Raw genomic sequence first — 19148 nt, forward strand, 5'->3', positions numbered from 1 at the left:
GCGCCCACCGGGGCACGGCCCGGGGGAGCGGGCCGCTGTTCACTGCTTTTCAGCAAAGCGCCGGTGGTGCGGCCGGTGCGATACCGGCCGCACCACCGGGCTACGGATTACTGCTGGTTGATGCGCTCGTTGATGACCTTGTCGGCCGCCTCCGCGGCCTTCTTGGCGTCCTCACCCTTCAGGACCTTGGTCATGTAGTCCTTGATCGGGTTCGGGGCGGTCTCGACGTTCGCCCAGCCCGGGGTGACCGGGGTGACCTTGCCGGAGGCGGAGGACAGCGCCATGGCCTCGGCGAAGGAGCCGGCGGCGGGCTTGAACTGCGCGGCGTCCGTGTTCGGGAGCAGCGCGCCCTCGGTGGCGGCGGCGTACTTCGTCATGAAGTCCTTGCCGGCGGCGAGGGCCAGCCACTCCTTCGCGAGGTCCTTGTTCTTGGAGCGCTCGGCGATGGCGAGGTTCGAGCCGCCGAGGAAGACGGAGCCCGGCTTGTCGGCGGTCTTGCCCGGGATCGGGAAGTAGCCGAAGTCAGCCGTCTTGCCGGCCTTCTTCATGGCGTCGACCGCGCCGGTGGCCTCCCAGCCCAGACCGATCCAGGAGGAGACGCCACCCTTCGGGACGACGTCGGTCGACTGCTGCGGGGTCGCCTCGTCCTTGTCCTTCGGAGCGGTGGAGTAGGACGCCAGCTCCTTGTAGAAGTTCATGGCGTTGACGGCCTCGGGGGAGGACAGGTTGCCCTTCCACTTGTCGCCGTCCTTGACGGCGAGGTCGCTGCCCTCGTCCCAGACGAGACCGGCGAGGACGTACCAGCTCTGGCCCGGCAGGTAGATCGCCTGCGACTTCGGGTCGGAGGACTTGAGCTTCTTCAGACCGTCGATCCACTCGGCGCGGGTCTTCGGCGGGGTGACACCGGCCTTCTTGAAGGCGGCCTTGTCGTAGACGACGACGCGGTTGGCGGCGTACCACGGCGCGGAGTAGAGCTTGCCGTCCAGTTCGTTGGAGGCGACCATGCCCTTGTTCCAGGCGTCGTAGCCCAGCGTGGCCTTGTCACCGCTCAGGTCGGCGAGGCCGCCCGTGACGGCGTAACCGGCCGTCTGCGTGTTGCCGAGCTCCAGAACGTCCGGCGGGGTGTCCTCGGAGAGGGCGGTGGTGACCTTCTCCTGGATGCCGTTCCAGATCTGCTTCTCGACCTTGACCTTGACGCCCGGGTGCTTGGCCTCGAAGGCCTTGTTCACCTCGGCCATCCAGGTGTCCGGAGCGGAACCGTCCATGACCCAGACCGTCAGGGTCTTGTCGCCCCCGGCCGGCGCCTTGGCGCCGTCCTTGCCCGTGTCGCTGTCGGAACCACATGCAGCGATAGAGACCATCATGCCCGCGACGCCGATCGCCGCGATGAGCTTGCGCTTCACGCCACCCTCCTCAGGGATGCCTGCAACCCCTGCCCACCGCGCGAAGACATACGTCAGGTAGTGCTCGTGGGGCTGGGACCTGGTCTTTAATGGTTTAGACCAGTACCCGGAGCTTGGCCTAGACCTTTAGGGGTGTCAAGGGTGTATAAGAAGGGCAGTCGCGTCCGTTATCGGACCGACACCTGAGGGAGGGCGACGACCCGTGACCGGTCCGTGCCACCATGTGAGCCGCGACAGACGGAGGAGCCGGTGACGGCAGCAGCACAGGAGTCGGGAAGGCAGGCCATGGCCACGGACGCGGGCAGCACGGAGACGGAAGGTGGCGCACCCACCCGTACCGCGCGCGTGCCCAAGTACTACCGACTGAAGCGGCATTTGCTCGACATGACGGAGACCCTGCCGCCCGGCACACCGGTCCCGCCCGAGCGCACTCTCGCCGCCGAGTTCGACACCTCGCGCACCACCGTGCGCCAGGCCCTGCAGGAGCTGGTCGTCGAGGGCCGCCTGGAGCGCATCCAGGGCAAGGGCACGTTCGTGGCCAAGCCCAAGGTGTCCCAGGCCCTGCAACTCACCTCCTACACGGAGGACATGCGCGCCCAGGGCCTGGAGCCCACCTCGCAGCTCCTCGACATCGGCTACGTCACGGCCGACGACACCCTCGCCGGGCTGCTCGACATCTCGGCCGGCGGCCGGGTGCTCCGCATCGAGCGGCTGCGCCTCGCGAGCGGTGAGCCGATGGCGATCGAGACGACCCATCTGTCGGCGAAGCGTTTCCCCGCGCTGCGCCGCTCGCTCGTGAAGTACACGTCGCTGTACACCGCGCTCGCCGAGGTGTACGACGTGCACCTCGCGGAGGCCGAGGAGACCATCGAGACCTCCCTCGCCACCCCGCGCGAGGCCGGGCTGCTCGGCACGGACGTCGGTCTGCCGATGCTGATGCTCTCCCGTCACTCCGTGGACGCCCAGGGCGAGCCGGTGGAGTGGGTACGGTCCGTCTACCGGGGCGACCGGTACAAGTTCGTGGCGCGCCTGAAGCGCCCCAACGGCTGAGCCGCCCCTCCCGTACACGCCGAACGGCCGCACCCCCACCGGGTGCGGCCGTTCGGCGTTTCCGGGGGCCGTACGCACCGGGACACCGGGGCCGTACGAGCCCTGCGGCGGGGACCGTACCCACCCCGCCGGCCGGACCGGGTCATTCCGGGGCCGTACGGGAGATGACGGGCGCCCGGCACCTTCCGCCTGGCAGCATCGTGACGCCTCCCCGGTACGCGCAGGTCAGCGGCGCGCGGCGGCCCGGCGTACCGACTGGCTCCAAACGGCCACGCGGTTGGCGCCAGCCGGATTCCGGTGACGGGGCCCCTCGGCCGGGCCAGTCTCGGACCTGTCGAAGCCGCCCGGCAGAGCCCGGGAGCGGCGGCGGGAGACCCCCCCCGACAGCCTCGGTCCGCATCGCCAGGAAGGCAGTTCCGCCATGCTCAGCGCCGCCCGCCTGCTCCTGGAGCGGCCCGAGTACGACGTGACGGAGAGGGGGAGTACGTGCGCTGGTACTGCGACCTCGGCGGCGCGGCGCGCACCGTCCCCGTGGTCCCGATGCTGATGGTGGTGGTGGACCGGGAGGCCGCGCTCGTCCCGGTCGACCCGGAGGACGGCCGCGCGGGCGCCCTCGAAGTCCGCAGCCCGGGGGCTGGTGCACGCGCTCGTGGTGCTCTTCGACCGGCTGTGGGACACCGGTACCCCGTTCGGTGAGGCCCCGCGCCGCGACGAGCACGACCTCTCCCCGCAGGAGCGGGAGTTGCCGATGCTCCTCGGTATCGGCTGCACCGACGACATCGCCGCCCGGCACCTCGGGATCTCCCTGCGGACCGTGCGCCGGATGAGCTCGGAACTGATGAACCGGCTCGGCGCGCGCAGCCGTTTCGAGGCGGGGGTGCGGGCCGCCGAGGAGGGCTGGCTCCGAGGCCGGTTCCGGGCCCTGTTCCGAAGAATCACTTCCGTTATACGGACGGGGGTTCCGTGGAGCGGGAACCGTCCCCTAGATTTCCCCAGCATTACCGAGGTGATCAGCGAGGGGACGGAATCGCCATGCCGGACACACCAGACACGCCAGAAGCGACACAAGGGAGACAACCCACCGTCACCCCCATGAGGGTGGTGATCGCGCTCTGCCTGATCGCACCGATCGTGGCGATGCTCTGGGTGGGCTCCTACGCCAAGACCGAGCCGCTCTTCATCGGCATCCCGTTCTTCTACTGGTACCAGATGCTCTGGGTGCTCATCTCGACCGCGCTCACCATGATCGCGTACAAGCTGTGGCAGCTGGACCAGCGTGCCCGCAAGGGAGGTGACGCGCGATGAAGGACGGCGTGAACGGCGTGGCGCTCGGCGTCTTCGTCTTCTTCTTCGTGGCCGTCACGGTCATGGGCTTCCTGGCCGCGCGCTGGCGCAAGGCCGACAACGAGCAGAGCCTCGACGAATGGGGCCTGGGCGGACGGTCGTTCGGCACCTGGGTGACCTGGTTCCTGCTCGGCGGCGACCTCTACACCGCGTACACCTTCGTCGCCGTCCCGGCGGCCATCTACGCGGCGGGCGCGGCCGGCTTCTTCGCCGTGCCGTACACGATCCTGGTCTACCCGCTGATCTTCACCTTCCTGCCGCGCCTGTGGTCGGTCTCGCACAAGCACGGGTACATCACCACCTCGGACTTCGTGCGCGGCCGTTTCGGCTCCAAGGGTCTGTCGCTCGCGGTCGCGGTCACCGGCATCCTCGCCACCATGCCGTACATCGCGCTCCAACTGGTCGGCATCCAGGCCGTCCTGGACGTGATGGGCGTCGGCGGCGGCGAGAACACCCACTGGTTCATCAAGGACCTGCCGCTGCTGCTCGCCTTCGGTGTCCTCGCGGCGTACACGTACTCCTCGGGTCTGCGCGCCCCGGCGCTCATCGCCTTCGTCAAGGACACCCTGATCTACATCGTCATCGCGGTGGCGATCATCTACATCCCGATCAAGCTGGGCGGCTTCGACGAGATCTTCGCCAAGGCGGGCGAGGCGTACGCGCAGACCAACCCGGCGACCGGCAAGCCGCGCGGCGCGCTCGTCCCCGGTGAGGCCGGCCAGTGGACGTACGCGACCCTCGCACTCGGTTCGGCGCTCGCGCTGTTCATGTACCCGCACTCCATCACGGCGACCCTGTCGTCGAAGAGCCGTGACGTCATCCGCCGCAACACCACGATCCTGCCGCTGTACTCGCTGATGCTGGGGCTGCTCGCGCTGCTCGGCTTCATGGCGATCGCCGCCGGGATCAAGGTGAAGAACGGCCAGCTCGCGATCCCGCAGCTGTTCGAGACGATGTTCCCCGACTGGTTCGCGGGCGTCGCCTTCGCCGCGATCGGCATCGGCGCGCTCGTCCCGGCCGCGATCATGTCGATCGCCGCGGCCAACCTCTTCACCCGCAACATCTACAAGGACTTCATCAAACCGGACGCCACCCCGGCCCAGGAGACCAAGGTCTCCAAGCTGGTCTCCCTCCTGGTGAAGGTCGGCGCGCTGGTCTTCGTCCTCACCATGGACAAGACGGTCGCGATCAACTTCCAGCTACTCGGCGGCATCTGGATCCTGCAGACCTTCCCGGCCCTGGTCGGCGGTCTGTTCACCCGCTGGTTCCACCGCTGGGCGCTGCTCGCCGGCTGGGCCGTCGGCATGGTCTACGGCACGGTCGCCGCCTACGGCGTCGCCAGCCCGACCCAGAAGCACTTCGGCGGCTCCTCCGCGGAGATCCCGGGCATCGGCGAGATCGGCTACATCGGCCTCACCGCCTTCGTCCTCAACGTCGTCGTCACGGTCGTCCTGACCTTCGTCCTCAAGGCCGTCAAGGCCCCCGAGGGCGTCGACGAGACCTCCCCGGCGGACTACACGGCCGACCGCGGCGACTCCGGGGTCAAGGACCTCCCGAAGGTCGGCGCCGGGTCGCGCTGACCCCCGGACGCGCGATGAAGGGGCCCGGGAAGATCCCGGGCCCCTTTCCGTACGCCCCGGGGCACACTGACCGTCATGGACTTCACGATCAGGGCGGTACGGCCCGAGGAGTACGAGGAGCTCGGTGACCTCACCGGGCTGACCTATCTGAACGACGGACTGCTGCTGCACGGGGAGGACGACTTCTATCTGGACGTGCTGCGCGACACCGCCCGGCGGGCGCGCGAGAGCGAGGTGCTCGTCGCCGTCGACGCCGAGGACGGGATCATCGGCGGGGTGACCTTCGCCCCCGGCGGCACCACCTGGGCGGACATCGCGGTCCCCGGCGAGGCCGAGTTCCGGATGCTCGTGGTCGCTCCTGCGGCCCGCGGCAGGGGCGTCGGGGAAGCCCTCGTACGCACCTGCGTGGACCGGGCGCGGAACCTGCCGGAGTGCGCGCGGATCGTGCTCTCCACGGACGCGAAGATGGTCTCGGCGCACCGGATCTACGAGCGGATGGGCTTCGTCCGCACCCCCGAGCGGGACTGGGAGCCGATCCCCGACCACCGCCTGCGTACCTACGCCTTGGCGTTCTGAGCCCGGGACCGACACAACATGTGGGGGGTGCCACGAGCGGCGCCCCCCACATGTATGCTCGTCCTCGCTGTCGACGCAGGGGAATCCGGCGCGAATCCGGAACTGTCCCGCAACGGTGTGCTTCATACGGATTCGACGGATCCGTACGACGTGAGTCCGAGGACCTGACGACAGCGCGCCCGGTCCGTCCGTTCCGGGTGCCACAGACGTCCGGGCCTCGCGGAGTGGGCCGGTGGACGCGGCGCACCCGCGCGTACGGGTGCCCGCCTGCCCGCCTTCCCCCGCCGCGGCCCCGAGCCGAGCGAGGGAGAGCCCCCACGTGACCATCGCGCCCGCCGATCCGGCGTCCGCCGAGGCTTCCGCGGTCGAGAGCGACGGCCCCGGGACCGTGCTGCTGCGGACCCTGACCGACCTCACCGCCGATCTCCCCGACACCGACCCCGGCAAGGTCGCCGCCGCCGCGCTCCGCGGCCGGAGCGCCGTCGCGGACGAGGCGGAGCTGCGCGAACTGGCCACCGAGGCTGCCGCGGGCCTGATCGCCGAGGACCCGGCGTACTCCCGGCTCGCCGCCCGGCTCCTGACGATCACGATCGCCGAGGAGGCGGCCGGCCAGGGCGCCGTCGCCTTCTCCGCCTCCGTGGCCGTCGGTCACCGCGAGGGTCTGATCGCCGACCGCACCGCCGACTTCGTCGCGCTGCACGCGGACCGGCTCGACGCGACGATCGACCGGGCCGGCGACGACCGCTTCGGCTACTTCGGTCTGCGCACCCTCTACTCGCGCTACCTGCTGCGCCACCCGATCACCCGCAAGGTGATCGAGACCCCGCAGCACTTCATGCTGCGCGTCGCCTGCGGTCTCGCCGAGGACGACTCGGTCCGCGCGCTCGACGAGGTCGCCGCGCTGTACGGCCTGATGAGCCGCCTGGACTACCTGCCGTCCTCCCCCACGCTCTTCAACTCCGGCACCCGCCACCCGCAGATGTCCTCCTGCTACCTGCTGGACTCCCCGCAGGACGAGCTGGACTCCATCTACGACCGCTACCACCAGGTCGCGCGGCTCTCGAAGCACGCCGGCGGCATCGGCCTCTCGTACTCCCGCATCCGGGCCCGCGGTTCGCTGATCCGGGGCACCAACGGGCACTCCAACGGCATCGTGCCGTTCCTGAAGACCCTCGACGCCTCCGTCGCCGCCGTGAACCAGGGCGGTCGCCGCAAGGGCGCCGCGGCGGTCTACCTGGAGACCTGGCACGCGGACATCGAGGAGTTCCTGGAGCTCCGCGACAACACCGGCGAGGACCAGCGCCGTACGCACAACCTGAACCTGGCGCACTGGATCCCGGACGAGTTCATGCGCCGGGTCAACGCCGACGCCGACTGGTCGCTGTTCTCCCCGGCGGACGTGCCCGAGCTGGTCGACCTGTACGGCGCCGAGTTCGACGCCGCCTACCACAAGGCCGAGGCGGCGGGCCTGGCCCGCAAGACCATGCCGGCCCGTGACCTGTACGGCCGGATGATGCGGACCCTGGCCCAGACCGGCAACGGCTGGATGACCTTCAAGGACGCCTCGAACCGGACCGCCAACCAGACCGCCGAGCCCGGCACGGTCGTCCACTCCTCGAACCTCTGCACCGAGATCATCGAGGTCACGAACGACGGCGAGACGGCCGTCTGCAACCTGGGCTCGGTCAACCTGGGCTCGTTCGTGGTCGGTTCGGACATCGACTGGGAGCGTCTGGACGAGACCGTCAGGACCGCCGTCACCTTCCTCGACCGGGTCGTCGACATCAACTTCTACCCGACCGAGCAGGCGGGCCGCTCCAACGCCCGTTGGCGGCCGGTGGGCCTGGGCGCGATGGGCCTCCAGGACGTCTTCTTCCAGCTGAAGCTGCCCTTCGACTCCGCCGAGGCGCGCGCGCTGTCGACGAAGATCTCCGAGCGGATCATGCTGGCGGCGTACGAGGCCTCCGCCGAGCTAGCCGAGCGCAACGGCCCGCTCCCCGCCTGGGACGAGACCCGCACCGCCCGGGGCGTCCTGCACCCCGACCACTACGACGTGGAGCTCAACTGGCCGGAGCGCTGGGCGGCCCTGCGCGAGCGGATCGCGGCGGTCGGCATGCGCAACAGCCTCCTGCTCGCCATCGCGCCGACGGCGACCATCGCCTCGATCGCGGGCGTCTACGAGTGCATCGAGCCGCAGGTCTCCAACCTGTTCAAGCGCGAGACGCTGTCCGGCGAGTTCCTCCAGGTCAACTCCTACCTGGTCGACGAGCTGAAGAGGCTCGGCGTGTGGGACGCGCAGACCCGTGACGCGCTCCGCGACGCCAGCGGTTCGGTGGCCGGCTTCACCTGGATCCCGGCCGAGGTCCGCGAGCTGTACCGGACGGCCTGGGAGATCCCGCAGCGCGGTCTGATCGACATGGCAGCCGCCCGTACGCCGTTCCTGGACCAGTCGCAGTCGCTGAACCTGTTCCTGGAGACGCCGACGATCGGCAAGCTGTCGTCGATGTACGCGTACGCCTGGAAGCAGGGCCTGAAGACGACGTACTACCTGCGCTCCCGCCCGGCGACCCGGATCGCCCGCGCCGCCCAGGCGTCGACGGCCGCCGCCGCCATTCCCGTCCAGCAGGCGACGCCCGACGCGGACGCCCTCGCCTGCTCCCTCGAAAACCCCGAGTCCTGCGAGGCCTGCCAGTAATGAGTACCGAGAAGAAGAACCTCCTCGACCCGGGCTTCGAGCTGACCCTCCGTCCGATGCGCTACCCGGACTTCTACGAGCGCTACCGCGACGCCATCAAGAACACCTGGACCGTGGAGGAGGTCGACCTCCACTCGGATGTCGCCGACCTCGCCAAGCTGACGCCGGCCGAGCAGCACATGATCGGCCGTCTGGTCGCGTTCTTCGCGACGGGCGACTCGATCGTCTCCAACAACCTGGTGCTGACGCTCTACAAGCACATCAACTCCCCGGAGGCGCGGCTGTACCTGAGCCGTCAGCTCTTCGAGGAGGCGGTGCACGTCCAGTTCTATCTGACGCTGCTCGACACCTATCTGCCCGACCCGGACGACCGCGCCGCGGCCTTCGACGCGGTCGAGGAGATCCCCTCCATCCGCGAGAAGGCGCAGTTCTGCTTCCGCTGGATGGACTCGGTCGAGAAGATCGACCGGCTGGAGACGGCCGCCGACCGCCGCCGCTTCCTGCTGAACCTGATCTGCTTCGCCGCGTGCATCGAGGGCCTGTTCTTCTACGGCGCCTTCGCGTACGTGTACTGGTTCCGGTCCCGCGGTCTGCTGCACGGCCTGGCCACCGGCACCAACTGGGTGTTCCGGGACGAGACGATGCACATGAACTTCGCCTTCGAGGTCGTGGACACCGTCCGCAAGGAGGAGCCCGAGCTCTTCGACGACGCCCTCCAGCAGCAGGTCACGGACATGCTGAAGGAGGCCGTCGAGGCGGAGTTGCAGTTCGGCCGCGACCTGTGCGGCGACGGACTGCCCGGCATGAACACCGAGTCGATGCGCGAGTACCTCCAGTGCGTCGCCGACCAGCGCCTCCAGCGCCTCGGCTTCCCCCCGGTGTACGGCTCCGAGAACCCCTTCTCCTTCATGGAGCTCCAGGGCGTCCAGGAACTCACCAACTTCTTCGAGCGCCGCCCGTCCGCCTACCAGGTGGCGGTCGAGGGCTCGGTGGACCTCGACGAGGACTTCTAGCCGGTACGAGGAAGGGCCCCGCTCCTGGTGAGGAGCGGGGCCCTTCCTCGTGCACGGGTCCGGATCAGGCGTTCGGCACCGTCTCGTAGCGCGGGGTGCCCTCTTCCATCTGGCGCAGGGCGTCCTTGCGGTCGCGCTTCGACAGCTTGTCGATGTACAGGAAGCCGTACAGGTGGTCCGTCTCGTGCTGGAGGCAGCGGGCGAAGTAGCCGGTGCCGCGGACCTTGACCGGGTTGCCCTGGGCGTCCTGGCCGTGGACCTCCGCGTAGTCGGGGCGGGCCAGCTCCGCGTACGCGGTCGGCACCGACAGGCAGCCCTCGTTGGACTCGTCGAGGACGCGCAGCTCGGGCGGAAGCTCCTGGAGGACCGGGTTGACCACGACACCGGTGTGCCGGACGCCCTCGTCGTCGGGGCAGTCGTAGACGAAGACCTTGAGGTCCACGCCGATCTGGTTCGCGGCCAGGCCCACGCCCTCGGCGGCCTTCTGGCTGGCGAACATGTCGTCGATCAGCTTCGCCAGCTCGTCGTCGAACTCGGTGACGTCCTTGCACTCCCGGTGAAGCACCGGGTTGCCGACGACCGTGATCGGGCGGACCGTGCCGCGCTCGCTGTGGGCGAGCTCGCGCGCCTCGCAGTCCTCCGTGTCCACGACGAAGCCGTCGTTGATCTGCGTCTGCTCGTCCGTCTCCTGCTGCGCCATGTCCGGCCGCGCCCTTCTGAAATCCCGATTCCGTCGAGGGACAGCCTACGGGCCCGCCGGGAGACGATCAGCAGACCTCTTCGAGATCGCGCCACTCCCGGCTGTCGGGACTGTCCGCCACCCAGCCGTCGAGGAGGCCCCGCACCAGGCCCGGCGGGGCCGCGATGCCGCACTCGCGCTCCGGCACCCACAGCTCGCCCGGCGAGCGGTGGCCGAGCGGCCCGGGGTGCCCCGGCTCGCTGTGGTCGTGGGGGTCGGTGTGCTCGCCCTCGCCCTCGGCGCTCGGCATGGTCGACTCCGAGCAGGCACGGCAGAGCAGCCGCACGGAGGACGACCAGTCCTCGGCGGCGAAGCCCGCCTCGGCGGCGAGCTGCTCCAGGGCGTCCCGGTCGGCCTCGGTGGCGGCCTCCAGGAGGACGACCCAGGTGGGGACGGGTGAGGGCGCCCACAGCTCGATCTCGTCGAAGACCGGGTAGGAGGGTCCCGCGGTGGTGGTCCGCTCACCGTTGGGCACACCATCGTGCAGGACGACCTCGCCCCAGCGGCGCCCGGAGGACGGCAGCGGGATGGAGAGGACCTCGATCCGGGCCGGGTCGAGCCGGCGGCCCCACACGACCTCGGCCTCGCCCTCGGGCGAGAGGCGGACGGCGGCGCTGCCCAGCTCCATACCGGCGGGCTCACCGGTGCCCGCGGCGGCGCCGGGCACCTTCAGTCCGTAGGCCTGCCAGGCGCGGCGGGCCAGCGGCCAGTCCTGGAGCGCGGTGGCGGCGATGCCCACGTTCCACCAGTCCGGGGCGCCGGTCTCCTTGTCGAGCAGGGCGACCGCGCGGAGCCCGGCGGCCCGCGCCTGCTCCCAGTCGTGCCGGAACTTGTGCAGCAGCGCGAGGTTGAACCAGGACTCGGAGAGCCAGGGCTCCAGATCCGCCGCGCGCGTGAGCAGTGCCCCCGCGTCCTCGTACCGGCCGTCGCCGATCAGCGTGAACGCGCGGTCGGTGGCCTGCCGCCACGAGGCGGAGGGCCGATGCCGTACCTTCCCGAAGATCTTCACGATTCCCGCCTGCCGGTCGCTTCACCCTCTTGTTCGCATCCAACCATGCCCGGTCGGACGCGCGCTCATTACCCATGGGTTACCCAAGGACGACCGAGGTCACCCCAGGCGTCCCGCCCCGCGCCAGGACCCTGGCCAGGCATTCGACGACGTCCGGATGGTAGTCGCGGGCGGTGCCGAGCCGGAGCCGTTCCAGGGCGTCGAGGGCGGCGCCCGCGTGCTCACCGCCCGCGAGGCCACCCGCGAGGTCGTCGTAGGCGTTCACGGCCCGGACGATCCGGGCGGGCAGCGGCTGCTCGCGGTACGGGTCGGCCTGCCGCTCCACGACGACGGCGACGGCCGCGGGGACGCCGGTCCTGCGGACGACCTCGCCGCCCAGGAGGGCGATCCGGCGCTGCTCCTCGGTGGGCAGCAGGGCGGTGGCGCCGCCCGCGACCGGGTCGACGAGGGAGAGCTGTCCGATGTCGTGCATGAGCGCCGCGTACTCGAGGACGGTCAGCCCGGTCCCGGAGAGCCCCAGCTCGCGCCCCACGGCGGTGCTGAGCGCGGCGACCCGGCGCGCGTGGCCGGGCGGGGTGCAGCCGGCGATCTCGGTGGCGCGGGCCAGGGAGGCGATGGTCTGCCGGTTGACGGTGCGGACGGCCGCGTACCGCTGGAAGGAGAGCTGGGTGAGCAGCAGCGGTACGGCGAACACGGGCAGCGCCCAGAGGCCGGCGGCGGCCACGCCGAGCGCCATGACGGCCCCGGTGGCGCAGACGGCGGAGCCGATGCCGAGGAGGGCGCGCAGCTCGTCGCGGAGGAGGGGCCCGTACGGGAATCCCGTACGGGCGCGGAGCACGAGCGCGGCGAGCACGGCGTCGCAGAGGGCCGTGAGGACGAGCAGCAGGAGGAGGAAGAGGGCGTACGGCGGGCCCTGCCCGAGGCGCCGGACGACGGCCCCCGAGTTGTAGAGGGGCTGGAAACAGAGGGCGGCGAAGCCGACGGTGAGGACGCGGCGGGCCAGGTGGTCGAGGCGGGGGCCGCTGCCCCGGGCGATGTGGGGGACGATCCCGGCCAGGCAGGCGGCGACGACGACGGCGACGATCTGGAGGGCGCCGTGGGTGGTGGCGGTCCCGGCGCTCGCCCCGAGCAGGGCGTAGGCGAGGGAGCCGGCGACGGCGAGCGGCGCGGGTTCCCTCCCCGGGGCCTCCTCGGGTACGGGCGCCGCCGCCGTGTGCCGCGGCCCGCCCCGGCGGGCCAGCTCGCCGAGGAGGATCAGGGTGCCGAAGGCGAGGGCGTGGGCGGGTTCGTCGACGCCGTACCAGAGGGTGGAGCCGAAGCCGGCGAGGCCCAGCAGGAGGGCCGCCGCGTACACGGCGCCGACGGTGGCCGCCCCGGGTCTCACGCGCGCTCCTTCGGCCGTGCGGGGGCGGCGCCGGGCTCGCGGGGCGGGGGCACGTCTCCGCCGGGTCCGGCGGTCTCTTCGGCGGTGACGGCGGGCTGCCAGCCGTGCCGTTCCAGGGCGCGGACGAGGGCGGCGACCATCCGGGGGTCGAACTGGCTGCCCGCGCACCGCTCCAGTTCGGCGACGGCGGTCGGGACGGGGCGTGCCCGGCTGTAGGAGCGGGTGGAGGTCATCGCGTCGAAGGAGTCGGCGACGGCCACCACCCGGGCGAACTCGGGGATCTCCTCGCCGCGCAGCCCGTAGGGGTAGCCGCGGCCGTCGATGCGCTCGTGGTGGTGGAGGATCGCGGCCCGCGCCTCGCCGAGGAAGCCGATGCCCCGGACCATCTCGTGGCCGTACTCGGGGTGCAGTTCGATGATCCGGCGTTCCGCCGGGGTGAGCGGTCCGTCCTTGCGGAGCACCCGGGTGGGGACGCCCAGCTTGCCGACGTCGTGGAGGATGCCGGCGAACCGCACGACGTCGAGCCGGTCCTCGGCCATGCCGAGTTCACGGGCGATCAGGACGGAGGCGTGGCCGACGCGTTCGCTGTGGCCGCGGGTGTAGCGGTCCTTGATGTCGACGGCCTGGACGAGGGCGCGGATGGTGGCCTGGTGGGCGGCGCGTTCGCGGTGGTACTGGGCGAAGACCCAGCAGGAGATGTACATGGGCAGGAGGACGAAGAGCGCCGCGACCGGCCCGTACGAGCTGCGCCAGAGCACGGCCATCATCAGCCCGGCGAGCCCGTGCAGGGCGTACGGGGCGAGGGCCCGGCCGAGGAGGCCGCGCCAGGCGGTCCTGAGGGGCAGTCCGTCGGCGGTGGCGCGGATGCCGCCGTCGAGGGCGGTCAGGACCAGGCAGAACGCGAGTGCGGCGGCGAGCGCGGGCAGCAGGGCATACGGGAAGTCGGGGGTGTCCGGTCCGTGCCCGAGGGCGTTTCCGCAGCTCAGCACCCTGGCGACCTGGGCGGCGGCCCAGACGGCGAGGGCCGCGGCGGCGGCCCGCCAGGCGCGCCGGGGCGCGGCCGGCTGTTCGTCGACGCGGGCGAGGAGGCTCCCCGGCAGGGCGGTGAGCGCGGCGGCGGCGGGCGGCAGGAGGAGGGCGGCGGCGAGGAGGACGGGGAAGAAGGAGCCGGTGCCCATGGGGACGGAGCCGCCGAGGCCGCGGCCCAGGAGGCGGCAGCGCGCGGGCAGTTCGCAGAGCGCGTACAGCGCGGCGAGGAGGGCGACCGTGCCCCAGGGGGTGGCCGTGCCGGGGCGCAGCGCGGGCAGGGCGCAGGCCCCCGCGCCGAGCAGGGCGCAGCCGAGGTACACGCGGGCCGCTCGCGGAATGACCTTCACGCCCATCACGCGTATCACGCTAGCGAGTTGGGGGGCCGTCGGCGGCTCGGTGGCGATGATTCGCACCATCGGGTGATACAAGCTGATATACGAAGGAGGCCGCCGCGTCCCTGACGCGACGGCCTCCTCTCCCGCTACCGGGACGTCACTCCTGCGGAGCCGGTGTCGTCGGGACGATCTCCGTGATGTCCTGCTCGGGCACCAGGTGCCCGGAGCGGATGAGGTCGATCCGGCCCATCACCTTGGCACGCAGGTCGGTGGGGACGTCGTCGCTGCCGCAGCAGCGCTTGACGAGCTTCTTCACCGCCTGCTCAAGGCCGTACTTCTCCAGGCACGGTGAGCACTCCTCGAAGTGCACCTCGAACTTGGTGCAGTCACTGTCGGGCATCTCGTGGTCGAGGAACTCGTAGAGATGATCCAGGACTTCCGAGCAATCCGTCTCGTGCGGCTCTCCGCAGCTCATGAGCCCGAGCCTTTCAGATCGTTCGACGACTCTCCGGCGCCCGCGGGAACGAGCCCGCGGTCGCGAGCGTAGTCCTCGAGCATGCCGCGCAGCTGGCGGCGGCCCCGGTGCAGTCGGGACATCACCGTACCGATGGGTGTCCCCATGATGTCCGCGATCTCCTTGTACGCAAAGCCCTCGACATCCGCGAGATAGACGGCGATGCGGAACTCCTCGGGAATCGCCTGCAGCGCTTCCTTGACGTCGGAGTCCGGGAGGTGGTCGAGCGCCTGGGACTCGGCCGAGCGGAGACCGGTCGACATGTGCGACTCGGCGCGGGCGAGCTGCCAGTCCTCGATCTCCTCGGCGGCGCTGCGCTGCGGCTCGCGCTGCTTCTTGCGGTACGAGTTGATGAAGGTGTTCGTGAGGATGCGGTACAGCCACGCCTTGAGGTTCGTGCCCTCACGGAACTGGTGGAAGGATCCGTACGCCTTGGCGTAGGTCTCCTGCACCAGGTCCTCCGCGTCCGCGGGGTTGCGCGTCATGCGCAGCGCGGCCGAGTACATCTGGTCGAGGTAGCCGAGGGCGTCCCGCTCGAAGCGCGCGTTGCGCTCCTCGGTCGTCTCCTCGGGGCCTTCGTCGGTCCCTGTGTCGGTCCCAGTGACCGGACCCACCTCCTCCAGCGCCGCGGCGAGCCCGAGGGCGGACCCACTCGTTTCGGAGGATAGACGAGGAACCGCTCCGCCCGCCGCCCGAATCGGGCCCCCCTTGGGCGCGGGCAGCACTGTCCAGTCGAGGTCAGCGGCCTTCGCACGCTCCGGGCAGATGATCGAACCCATGCGACGGACTCCCTCTTCCTTTGCTCTCACACCGACGAACCGAACAACAGTGGTCCCCCACTCAACATTCCCGGTTCGTCAGCGGAGCGAAGTGATCCACTCGGCGACCCCTTCGACGAGCACGGCCATGGCCTCCTCCTGACCGAGGGGCGCGCGCTTGGGCAGCGCGAGGCCGTGGTCCCCGTAGGGGATCGCCAGGAGGCGGTACGGGCCTTCCGGGAACTCCGGGGGCCGTCCGAAGGTGTCGTTGCCGCCCTGGACGACGAGCGTCGGCAGCCCGGTGCCGAGCAGTTCGTCGGCGCGCGACTTCTCCGGCCGGCCCGGCGGGTGCAGCGGGAAGCTGAGCGCGAGGACGGCGAGGGCGCCCAGCTCGTCCCCGGTCCGGCAGGCGACGCGGGCGCCGGCGCTGCGACCGCCGGCGATCACCGGGAGGCCGGGCCGGGCGAGGGCGGGCCAGAGGCCGCGCCAGCCGGTGTCCAGGGTCTTCGGCGCGGGGGCGACCTTCCTGCCCGCGACCCGCCAGGGCTGCTCGACCAGGGCGACGGTCACGCCGTGCGCGGGCAGCGCCCCGGCCAGGGCCCGCAGGTCGCGGGCCTCGATGCCGCCGCCGGCCCCGTGGCCGAGGGCGAGGACCACCCAGGGCCCGGTCCCCTCGTACCAGGTGACGCGCGCCTCACCGGCCTCGGTGGGAACGGTCTCGGAGGAGGGCTCGTACTGTGTCACGTCGCTCACGCCCCCATCCTGCCCCCCGCGAGCGCGGCGGGAGCGGTTCAGAACAGCGTGCCGACCTCCGGGCCCTCCAGCTCGGTCAGCAGTTCCGGCCCGTTGTTGCGGACGTTGCTGACGGCGGTCGCCACCGGGTAGGCCCGCATCAGGCCCTCCGGCGGCGCGGCGAGCAGCCCGCGCAGCTCCTCCGGGTCCGTGCGCGCCGGGTCGAGCCAGGCGTCCCAGCGGTCCTCCGTCAGCATCAGCGGCATCCGGGGGTGGATGTCGGCGAGCGAGTGCGGGCCCTCGGCGGGGGCCACGCCCAGCGGACCGGTCTCGGCCTCCGTGGTGATCACCGAGCAGGTCACCCACCACGCGGAGGGGTGGGCGTCGGGGAGGGTCCGGTCGCGCCAGAACTCGTAGAGCCCGGCCATCGCGAAGACCGAGCCGTCCGCCGGGGTCACGAAGTACGGCTGCTTGCGGGGCCGCTTCTTCTTCCCCTCGACCTCCAGGTCCCGCTCCCCGGACCCGGTCACCCACTCGTAATAGCCGTCGGCGGGCAGGATGCAGCGGCGGGCGGCGAACGCCTTCTTGAAGGAGGGCTTCTCGGCGAGGGTCTCCGCCCGCGCGTTGATCATCCGGGCGGCGCCCTCCGGCGACTTCGCCCAGGACGGCACGAGGCCCCATCTCAGCGCGCGGAGCTGGCGAACCGGACGCAGGGTCTCCGCGTCTTTCAGTGGACGCTCCAGAACGGCCCAGACCTCTTTGGTGGGGGCCACGTTCCAGTCGGGGGCCAGAGTCTCCTCCGGCTCCCACTTCTCGATCCCGAAGACGTCGACGAGATCCTCGGGCCGCCGACTGGCCGCATACCTTCCGCACATACGTGCCACACTGCCACGATCCCCGACCTCCCGAGGAGCGGCCCGAAAGATGGACCTCTCGATCGACCTCCTCAGCCCGCAGGCCGCCCCCGCCGAGTGGCTGGTGATCGCCACCGGCGTCGCCGCCCTCGCCGTCACCGTGCCCCGCCGCCTCTGGCTGCTCGCCCGGAACGCGATCACCATCGCCCACGAGGGCGGCCACGGGCTCGTCGCCCTCGCCACCGGCCGCCGCCTCGAAGCGATCCGGCTGCACTCCGACACGAGCGGGCTGACCGTCAGCCGGGGCAGGCCCACCGGGCTCGGCGTCGTGCTCACGCTGGCCGCCGGGTACCCCGCCGCCCCGCTGCTCGGCCTCGGCGGCGCGGCCCTGATCGGCACCCACCGGGTCACCCTGCTGCTGTGGATCGCGACCGCCCTGCTGCTCGCCATGCTGGTGATGGTCCGCAACGCCTACGGCATCGCCACCGTCCTCCTCACCGGCGCCGCGTTCCTCCTCGTCTCCTGGCTGACCGGTCCCGAGGTCCAGTCGGCGTTCGCCTGCGCGGTGGTGTGGTTCCTGCTGCTCGGCGGCGTCCGCCCGGCCTTCGAACTCCAGGCGAAACGGCGCCACGGCGGCGCCCCCGACTCGGACGCCGACCAGCTGGCGCGGCTCACGCACGTGCCCGCCGGAGTGTGGCTGTTCTTCTTCCACGCGGTCGCGATCAGTGCCCTGATCGGCGGCGGTCGCTGGCTCCTGGGCATCTGACTCCCCCGTACAGTGAGTCCATGACCGCAGTGACCCCCGCGCACACCGACCCGCCCACCGACCTCTGGCCCGCCCCGTACGCGCGCGGCGCCGTCGACGCGACCGTCACCGTGCCCGGATCGAAGTCGGTCACCAACCGCGCCCTCGTCCTCGCCGCGCTGGCCTCCGAGCCCGGCTGGCTGCGCCGCCCGCTGCGCTCCCGCGACACCCTCCTGATGGCCGAGGCGCTCCGCACCCTCGGCGTGCGGATCGAGGAGACGGTGTCGTCCAGCTCCTCCGGCGCGGGCGGCTCCGGCGAGGCCTGGCGGATCATCCCCTCGCCGCTGCGCGGCCCCGCGACCGTCGACGTCGGCAACGCCGGCACGGTCATGCGCTTCCTGCCCCCCGTCGCGGCCCTCGCCGACGGCCCGGTCCGCTTCGACGGCGACCCCCGCTCCCACGAGCGCCCGCTGCACGGCGTGATCGACGCGCTGCGCGCGCTCGGCGCCCGTGTCGACGACGAGGGCCGGGGCGCGCTGCCGATGACCGTGCACGGCGCCGGCGGTCTGGACGGCGGAAAGGTCGAGATCGACGCCTCCTCGTCCTCCCAGTTCGTCAGCGCCCTGCTGCTCTCCGCGCCCCGCTTCAACCAGGGCGTCGAGGTACGGCACGTCGGTTCGCGGCTCCCCTCGCTCCCCCACATCCGGATGACCGTCGACATGCTGCGCGCGGTCGGCGCCCGGATCGACGAGCCCGAGCACGGCGGCGAGCCGAACGTGTGGCGGGTCGCGCCCTCCGCGCTGCGCGGCCGGGACCTGGTCGTCGAGCCCGACCTGTCGAACGCCCAGCCGTTCCTGGCGGCGGCGCTGGTGACCGGCGGCCGGGTCACCGTCCCCGACTGGCCGGAGCGGACCACCCAGCCGGGCGACGAGCTGCGCCGCATCTTCACCGAGATGGGTGGCTCCTGCGAGCTGACCGAGGCGGGTCTCACGTTCACCGGTACGGGCCGGATCCACGGCATCGACGTGGACCTCGGCGAGGTCGGCGAGCTGACCCCCGGCATCGCGGCGGTCGCGGCCCTCGCGGACTCCCCGTCGACCCTGCGCGGCGTCGCCCATCTGCGGCTGCACGAGACGGACCGGCTGGCGGCGCTCACCAAGGAGATCAACGAGCTGGGCGGCGATGTGACCGAGACCGAGGACGGTCTCCACATCCGCCCGCGCCCGCTGCACGGCGGCGTCTTCCACACGTACCACGACCACCGCATGGCGACGGCGGGCGCGATCATCGGCCTCGCCGTCGAGGGTGTGGAGATCGAGGACGTGGCGACGACGGCCAAGACCTTGCCGGACTTCCCGGGGATGTGGACCGAAATGCTCGGGGCCTGA

The 19148-nt window shown here is 71.5% G+C and carries 17 protein-coding genes and 1 riboswitch; of the genes, 8 read left to right on the forward strand and 9 right to left on the reverse strand.

The window, feature by feature from the left end; translation table 11 throughout:
• Positions 1-107: 107 nt before the first annotated feature.
• The gene (locus tag ABT154_RS03435) at positions 108-1403 is read right to left on the reverse strand and encodes an extracellular solute-binding protein (RefSeq protein WP_351852271.1); all 1296 of its coding nucleotides are present in this window, start codon (positions 1401-1403) and stop codon (positions 108-110) included.
• 285 nt (positions 1404-1688) lie between these two features.
• Here ABT154_RS03435 and ABT154_RS03440 point away from each other — a divergent pair, with 285 nt between their 5' ends.
• The 6 genes from ABT154_RS03440 to ABT154_RS03465 all read left to right on the forward strand — a co-directional run bounded on the left by ABT154_RS03440 (position 1689) and on the right by ABT154_RS03465 (position 9661).
• Positions 1689-2453, forward strand: coding sequence for a GntR family transcriptional regulator (locus ABT154_RS03440; protein WP_351853130.1), 765 nt, complete (start codon positions 1689-1691; stop codon positions 2451-2453).
• A 1092-nt stretch (positions 2454-3545) separates the two neighbouring features.
• Positions 3546-3758 carry a DUF3311 domain-containing protein gene (locus ABT154_RS03445; protein WP_056558058.1) on the forward strand — a complete coding sequence of 71 codons (213 nt, stop codon included), beginning with the start codon at positions 3546-3548 and terminating at the stop codon, positions 3756-3758.
• The gene (gene mctP, locus ABT154_RS03450) at positions 3755-5377 is read left to right on the forward strand and encodes a monocarboxylate uptake permease MctP (protein ID WP_351852273.1); all 1623 of its coding nucleotides are present in this window, start codon (positions 3755-3757) and stop codon (positions 5375-5377) included. Before ABT154_RS03445 ends, mctP begins: the two co-directional genes overlap by 4 nt.
• Before the next feature lie 75 nt (positions 5378-5452).
• Complete coding sequence (locus tag ABT154_RS03455) at positions 5453-5953, forward strand: GNAT family N-acetyltransferase (RefSeq protein WP_351852276.1); 501 nt, start codon at positions 5453-5455, stop codon at positions 5951-5953.
• 54 nt (positions 5954-6007) lie between these two features.
• Positions 6008-6139: riboswitch (cobalamin riboswitch) on the forward strand.
• A 133-nt stretch (positions 6140-6272) separates the two neighbouring features.
• A complete protein-coding gene (locus ABT154_RS03460) occupies positions 6273-8648 on the forward strand; it encodes a ribonucleoside-diphosphate reductase subunit alpha (RefSeq protein ID WP_351852278.1) in 2376 nt (791 codons plus the stop codon).
• Positions 8648-9661: a ribonucleotide-diphosphate reductase subunit beta gene (locus ABT154_RS03465; protein ID WP_351852280.1), complete on the forward strand. Its 1014-nt coding sequence runs from the start codon at positions 8648-8650 to the stop codon at positions 9659-9661. Before ABT154_RS03460 ends, ABT154_RS03465 begins: the two co-directional genes overlap by 1 nt.
• 64 nt (positions 9662-9725) lie before the next feature.
• On the opposite strand, the gene def is transcribed toward ABT154_RS03465, so the two are convergent.
• The 8 genes from def to ABT154_RS03505 form a co-directional block, all read right to left on the reverse strand.
• Positions 9726-10361 (reverse strand): peptide deformylase, encoded by a 636-nt coding sequence (gene def, locus ABT154_RS03470; protein ID WP_351852282.1) that lies wholly within the window; start codon positions 10359-10361, stop codon positions 9726-9728.
• Positions 10362-10428: 67 nt separating this feature from the next.
• Positions 10429-11409: a tetratricopeptide repeat protein gene (locus ABT154_RS03475; RefSeq protein WP_332436134.1), complete on the reverse strand. Its 981-nt coding sequence runs from the start codon at positions 11407-11409 to the stop codon at positions 10429-10431.
• 79 nt (positions 11410-11488) lie between these two features.
• Positions 11489-12793 (reverse strand): HD-GYP domain-containing protein, encoded by a 1305-nt coding sequence (locus ABT154_RS03480; RefSeq protein WP_351852284.1) that lies wholly within the window; start codon positions 12791-12793, stop codon positions 11489-11491.
• Positions 12790-14169: an HD-GYP domain-containing protein gene (locus tag ABT154_RS03485; protein ID WP_351853133.1), complete on the reverse strand. Its 1380-nt coding sequence runs from the start codon at positions 14167-14169 to the stop codon at positions 12790-12792. Before ABT154_RS03485 ends, ABT154_RS03480 begins: the two co-directional genes overlap by 4 nt.
• A gap of 145 nt (positions 14170-14314) precedes the next feature.
• Positions 14315-14632, reverse strand: coding sequence for a mycothiol system anti-sigma-R factor (rsrA, locus tag ABT154_RS03490; RefSeq protein WP_317879011.1), 318 nt, complete (start codon positions 14630-14632; stop codon positions 14315-14317).
• Entirely contained in the window at positions 14629-15285 is a 657-nt protein-coding gene (locus ABT154_RS03495; RefSeq protein ID WP_056558039.1) for a sigma-70 family RNA polymerase sigma factor, read from the reverse strand. The genes rsrA and ABT154_RS03495 overlap by 4 nt, the downstream gene beginning before the upstream one ends.
• 243 nt (positions 15286-15528) lie before the next feature.
• Positions 15529-16173, reverse strand: coding sequence for an alpha/beta hydrolase family protein (locus ABT154_RS03500; RefSeq protein WP_351853135.1), 645 nt, complete (start codon positions 16171-16173; stop codon positions 15529-15531).
• A 47-nt stretch (positions 16174-16220) separates the two neighbouring features.
• On the reverse strand, positions 16221-17036 hold the full coding sequence (locus ABT154_RS03505; RefSeq protein ID WP_351852288.1) for an SOS response-associated peptidase: 816 nt from the start codon (positions 17034-17036) through the stop codon (positions 16221-16223).
• Positions 17037-17085: 49 nt separating this feature from the next.
• On the opposite strand from ABT154_RS03505, the gene ABT154_RS03510 reads away from it, so the two are divergent.
• Complete coding sequence (locus ABT154_RS03510) at positions 17086-17781, forward strand: M50 family metallopeptidase (RefSeq protein WP_351852290.1); 696 nt, start codon at positions 17086-17088, stop codon at positions 17779-17781.
• 20 nt (positions 17782-17801) lie between these two features.
• On the forward strand, positions 17802-19148 hold the full coding sequence (gene aroA, locus ABT154_RS03515; protein WP_351852291.1) for a 3-phosphoshikimate 1-carboxyvinyltransferase: 1347 nt from the start codon (positions 17802-17804) through the stop codon (positions 19146-19148).

The sequence above is a fragment of the Streptomyces sp. NPDC001728 genome (assembly GCF_040297565.1).
Lineage (GTDB): Bacteria > Actinomycetota > Actinomycetes > Streptomycetales > Streptomycetaceae > Streptomyces.

Bases quoted from the DNA above. Each gene is read 5' to 3' on its own strand.
- ABT154_RS03505 (WP_351852288.1), bottom strand. From the start codon at position 17,036: ATGTGCGGAAGGTATGCGGCCAGTCGGCGGCCCGAGGATCTCGTCGAC.
- def (WP_351852282.1), bottom strand. From the start codon at position 10,361: ATGGCGCAGCAGGAGACGGACGAGCAGACGCAGATCAACGACGGCTTC.
- ABT154_RS03510 (WP_351852290.1), top strand. From the start codon at position 17,086: ATGGACCTCTCGATCGACCTCCTCAGCCCGCAGGCCGCCCCCGCCGAG.
- ABT154_RS03455 (WP_351852276.1), top strand. From the start codon at position 5,453: ATGGACTTCACGATCAGGGCGGTACGGCCCGAGGAGTACGAGGAGCTC.
- mctP (WP_351852273.1), top strand. From the start codon at position 3,755: ATGAAGGACGGCGTGAACGGCGTGGCGCTCGGCGTCTTCGTCTTCTTC.
- ABT154_RS03465 (WP_351852280.1), top strand. From the start codon at position 8,648: ATGAGTACCGAGAAGAAGAACCTCCTCGACCCGGGCTTCGAGCTGACC.
- ABT154_RS03440 (WP_351853130.1), top strand. From the start codon at position 1,689: ATGGCCACGGACGCGGGCAGCACGGAGACGGAAGGTGGCGCACCCACC.
- ABT154_RS03445 (WP_056558058.1), top strand. From the start codon at position 3,546: ATGAGGGTGGTGATCGCGCTCTGCCTGATCGCACCGATCGTGGCGATG.
- rsrA (WP_317879011.1), bottom strand. From the start codon at position 14,632: ATGAGCTGCGGAGAGCCGCACGAGACGGATTGCTCGGAAGTCCTGGAT.
- aroA (WP_351852291.1), top strand. From the start codon at position 17,802: ATGACCGCAGTGACCCCCGCGCACACCGACCCGCCCACCGACCTCTGG.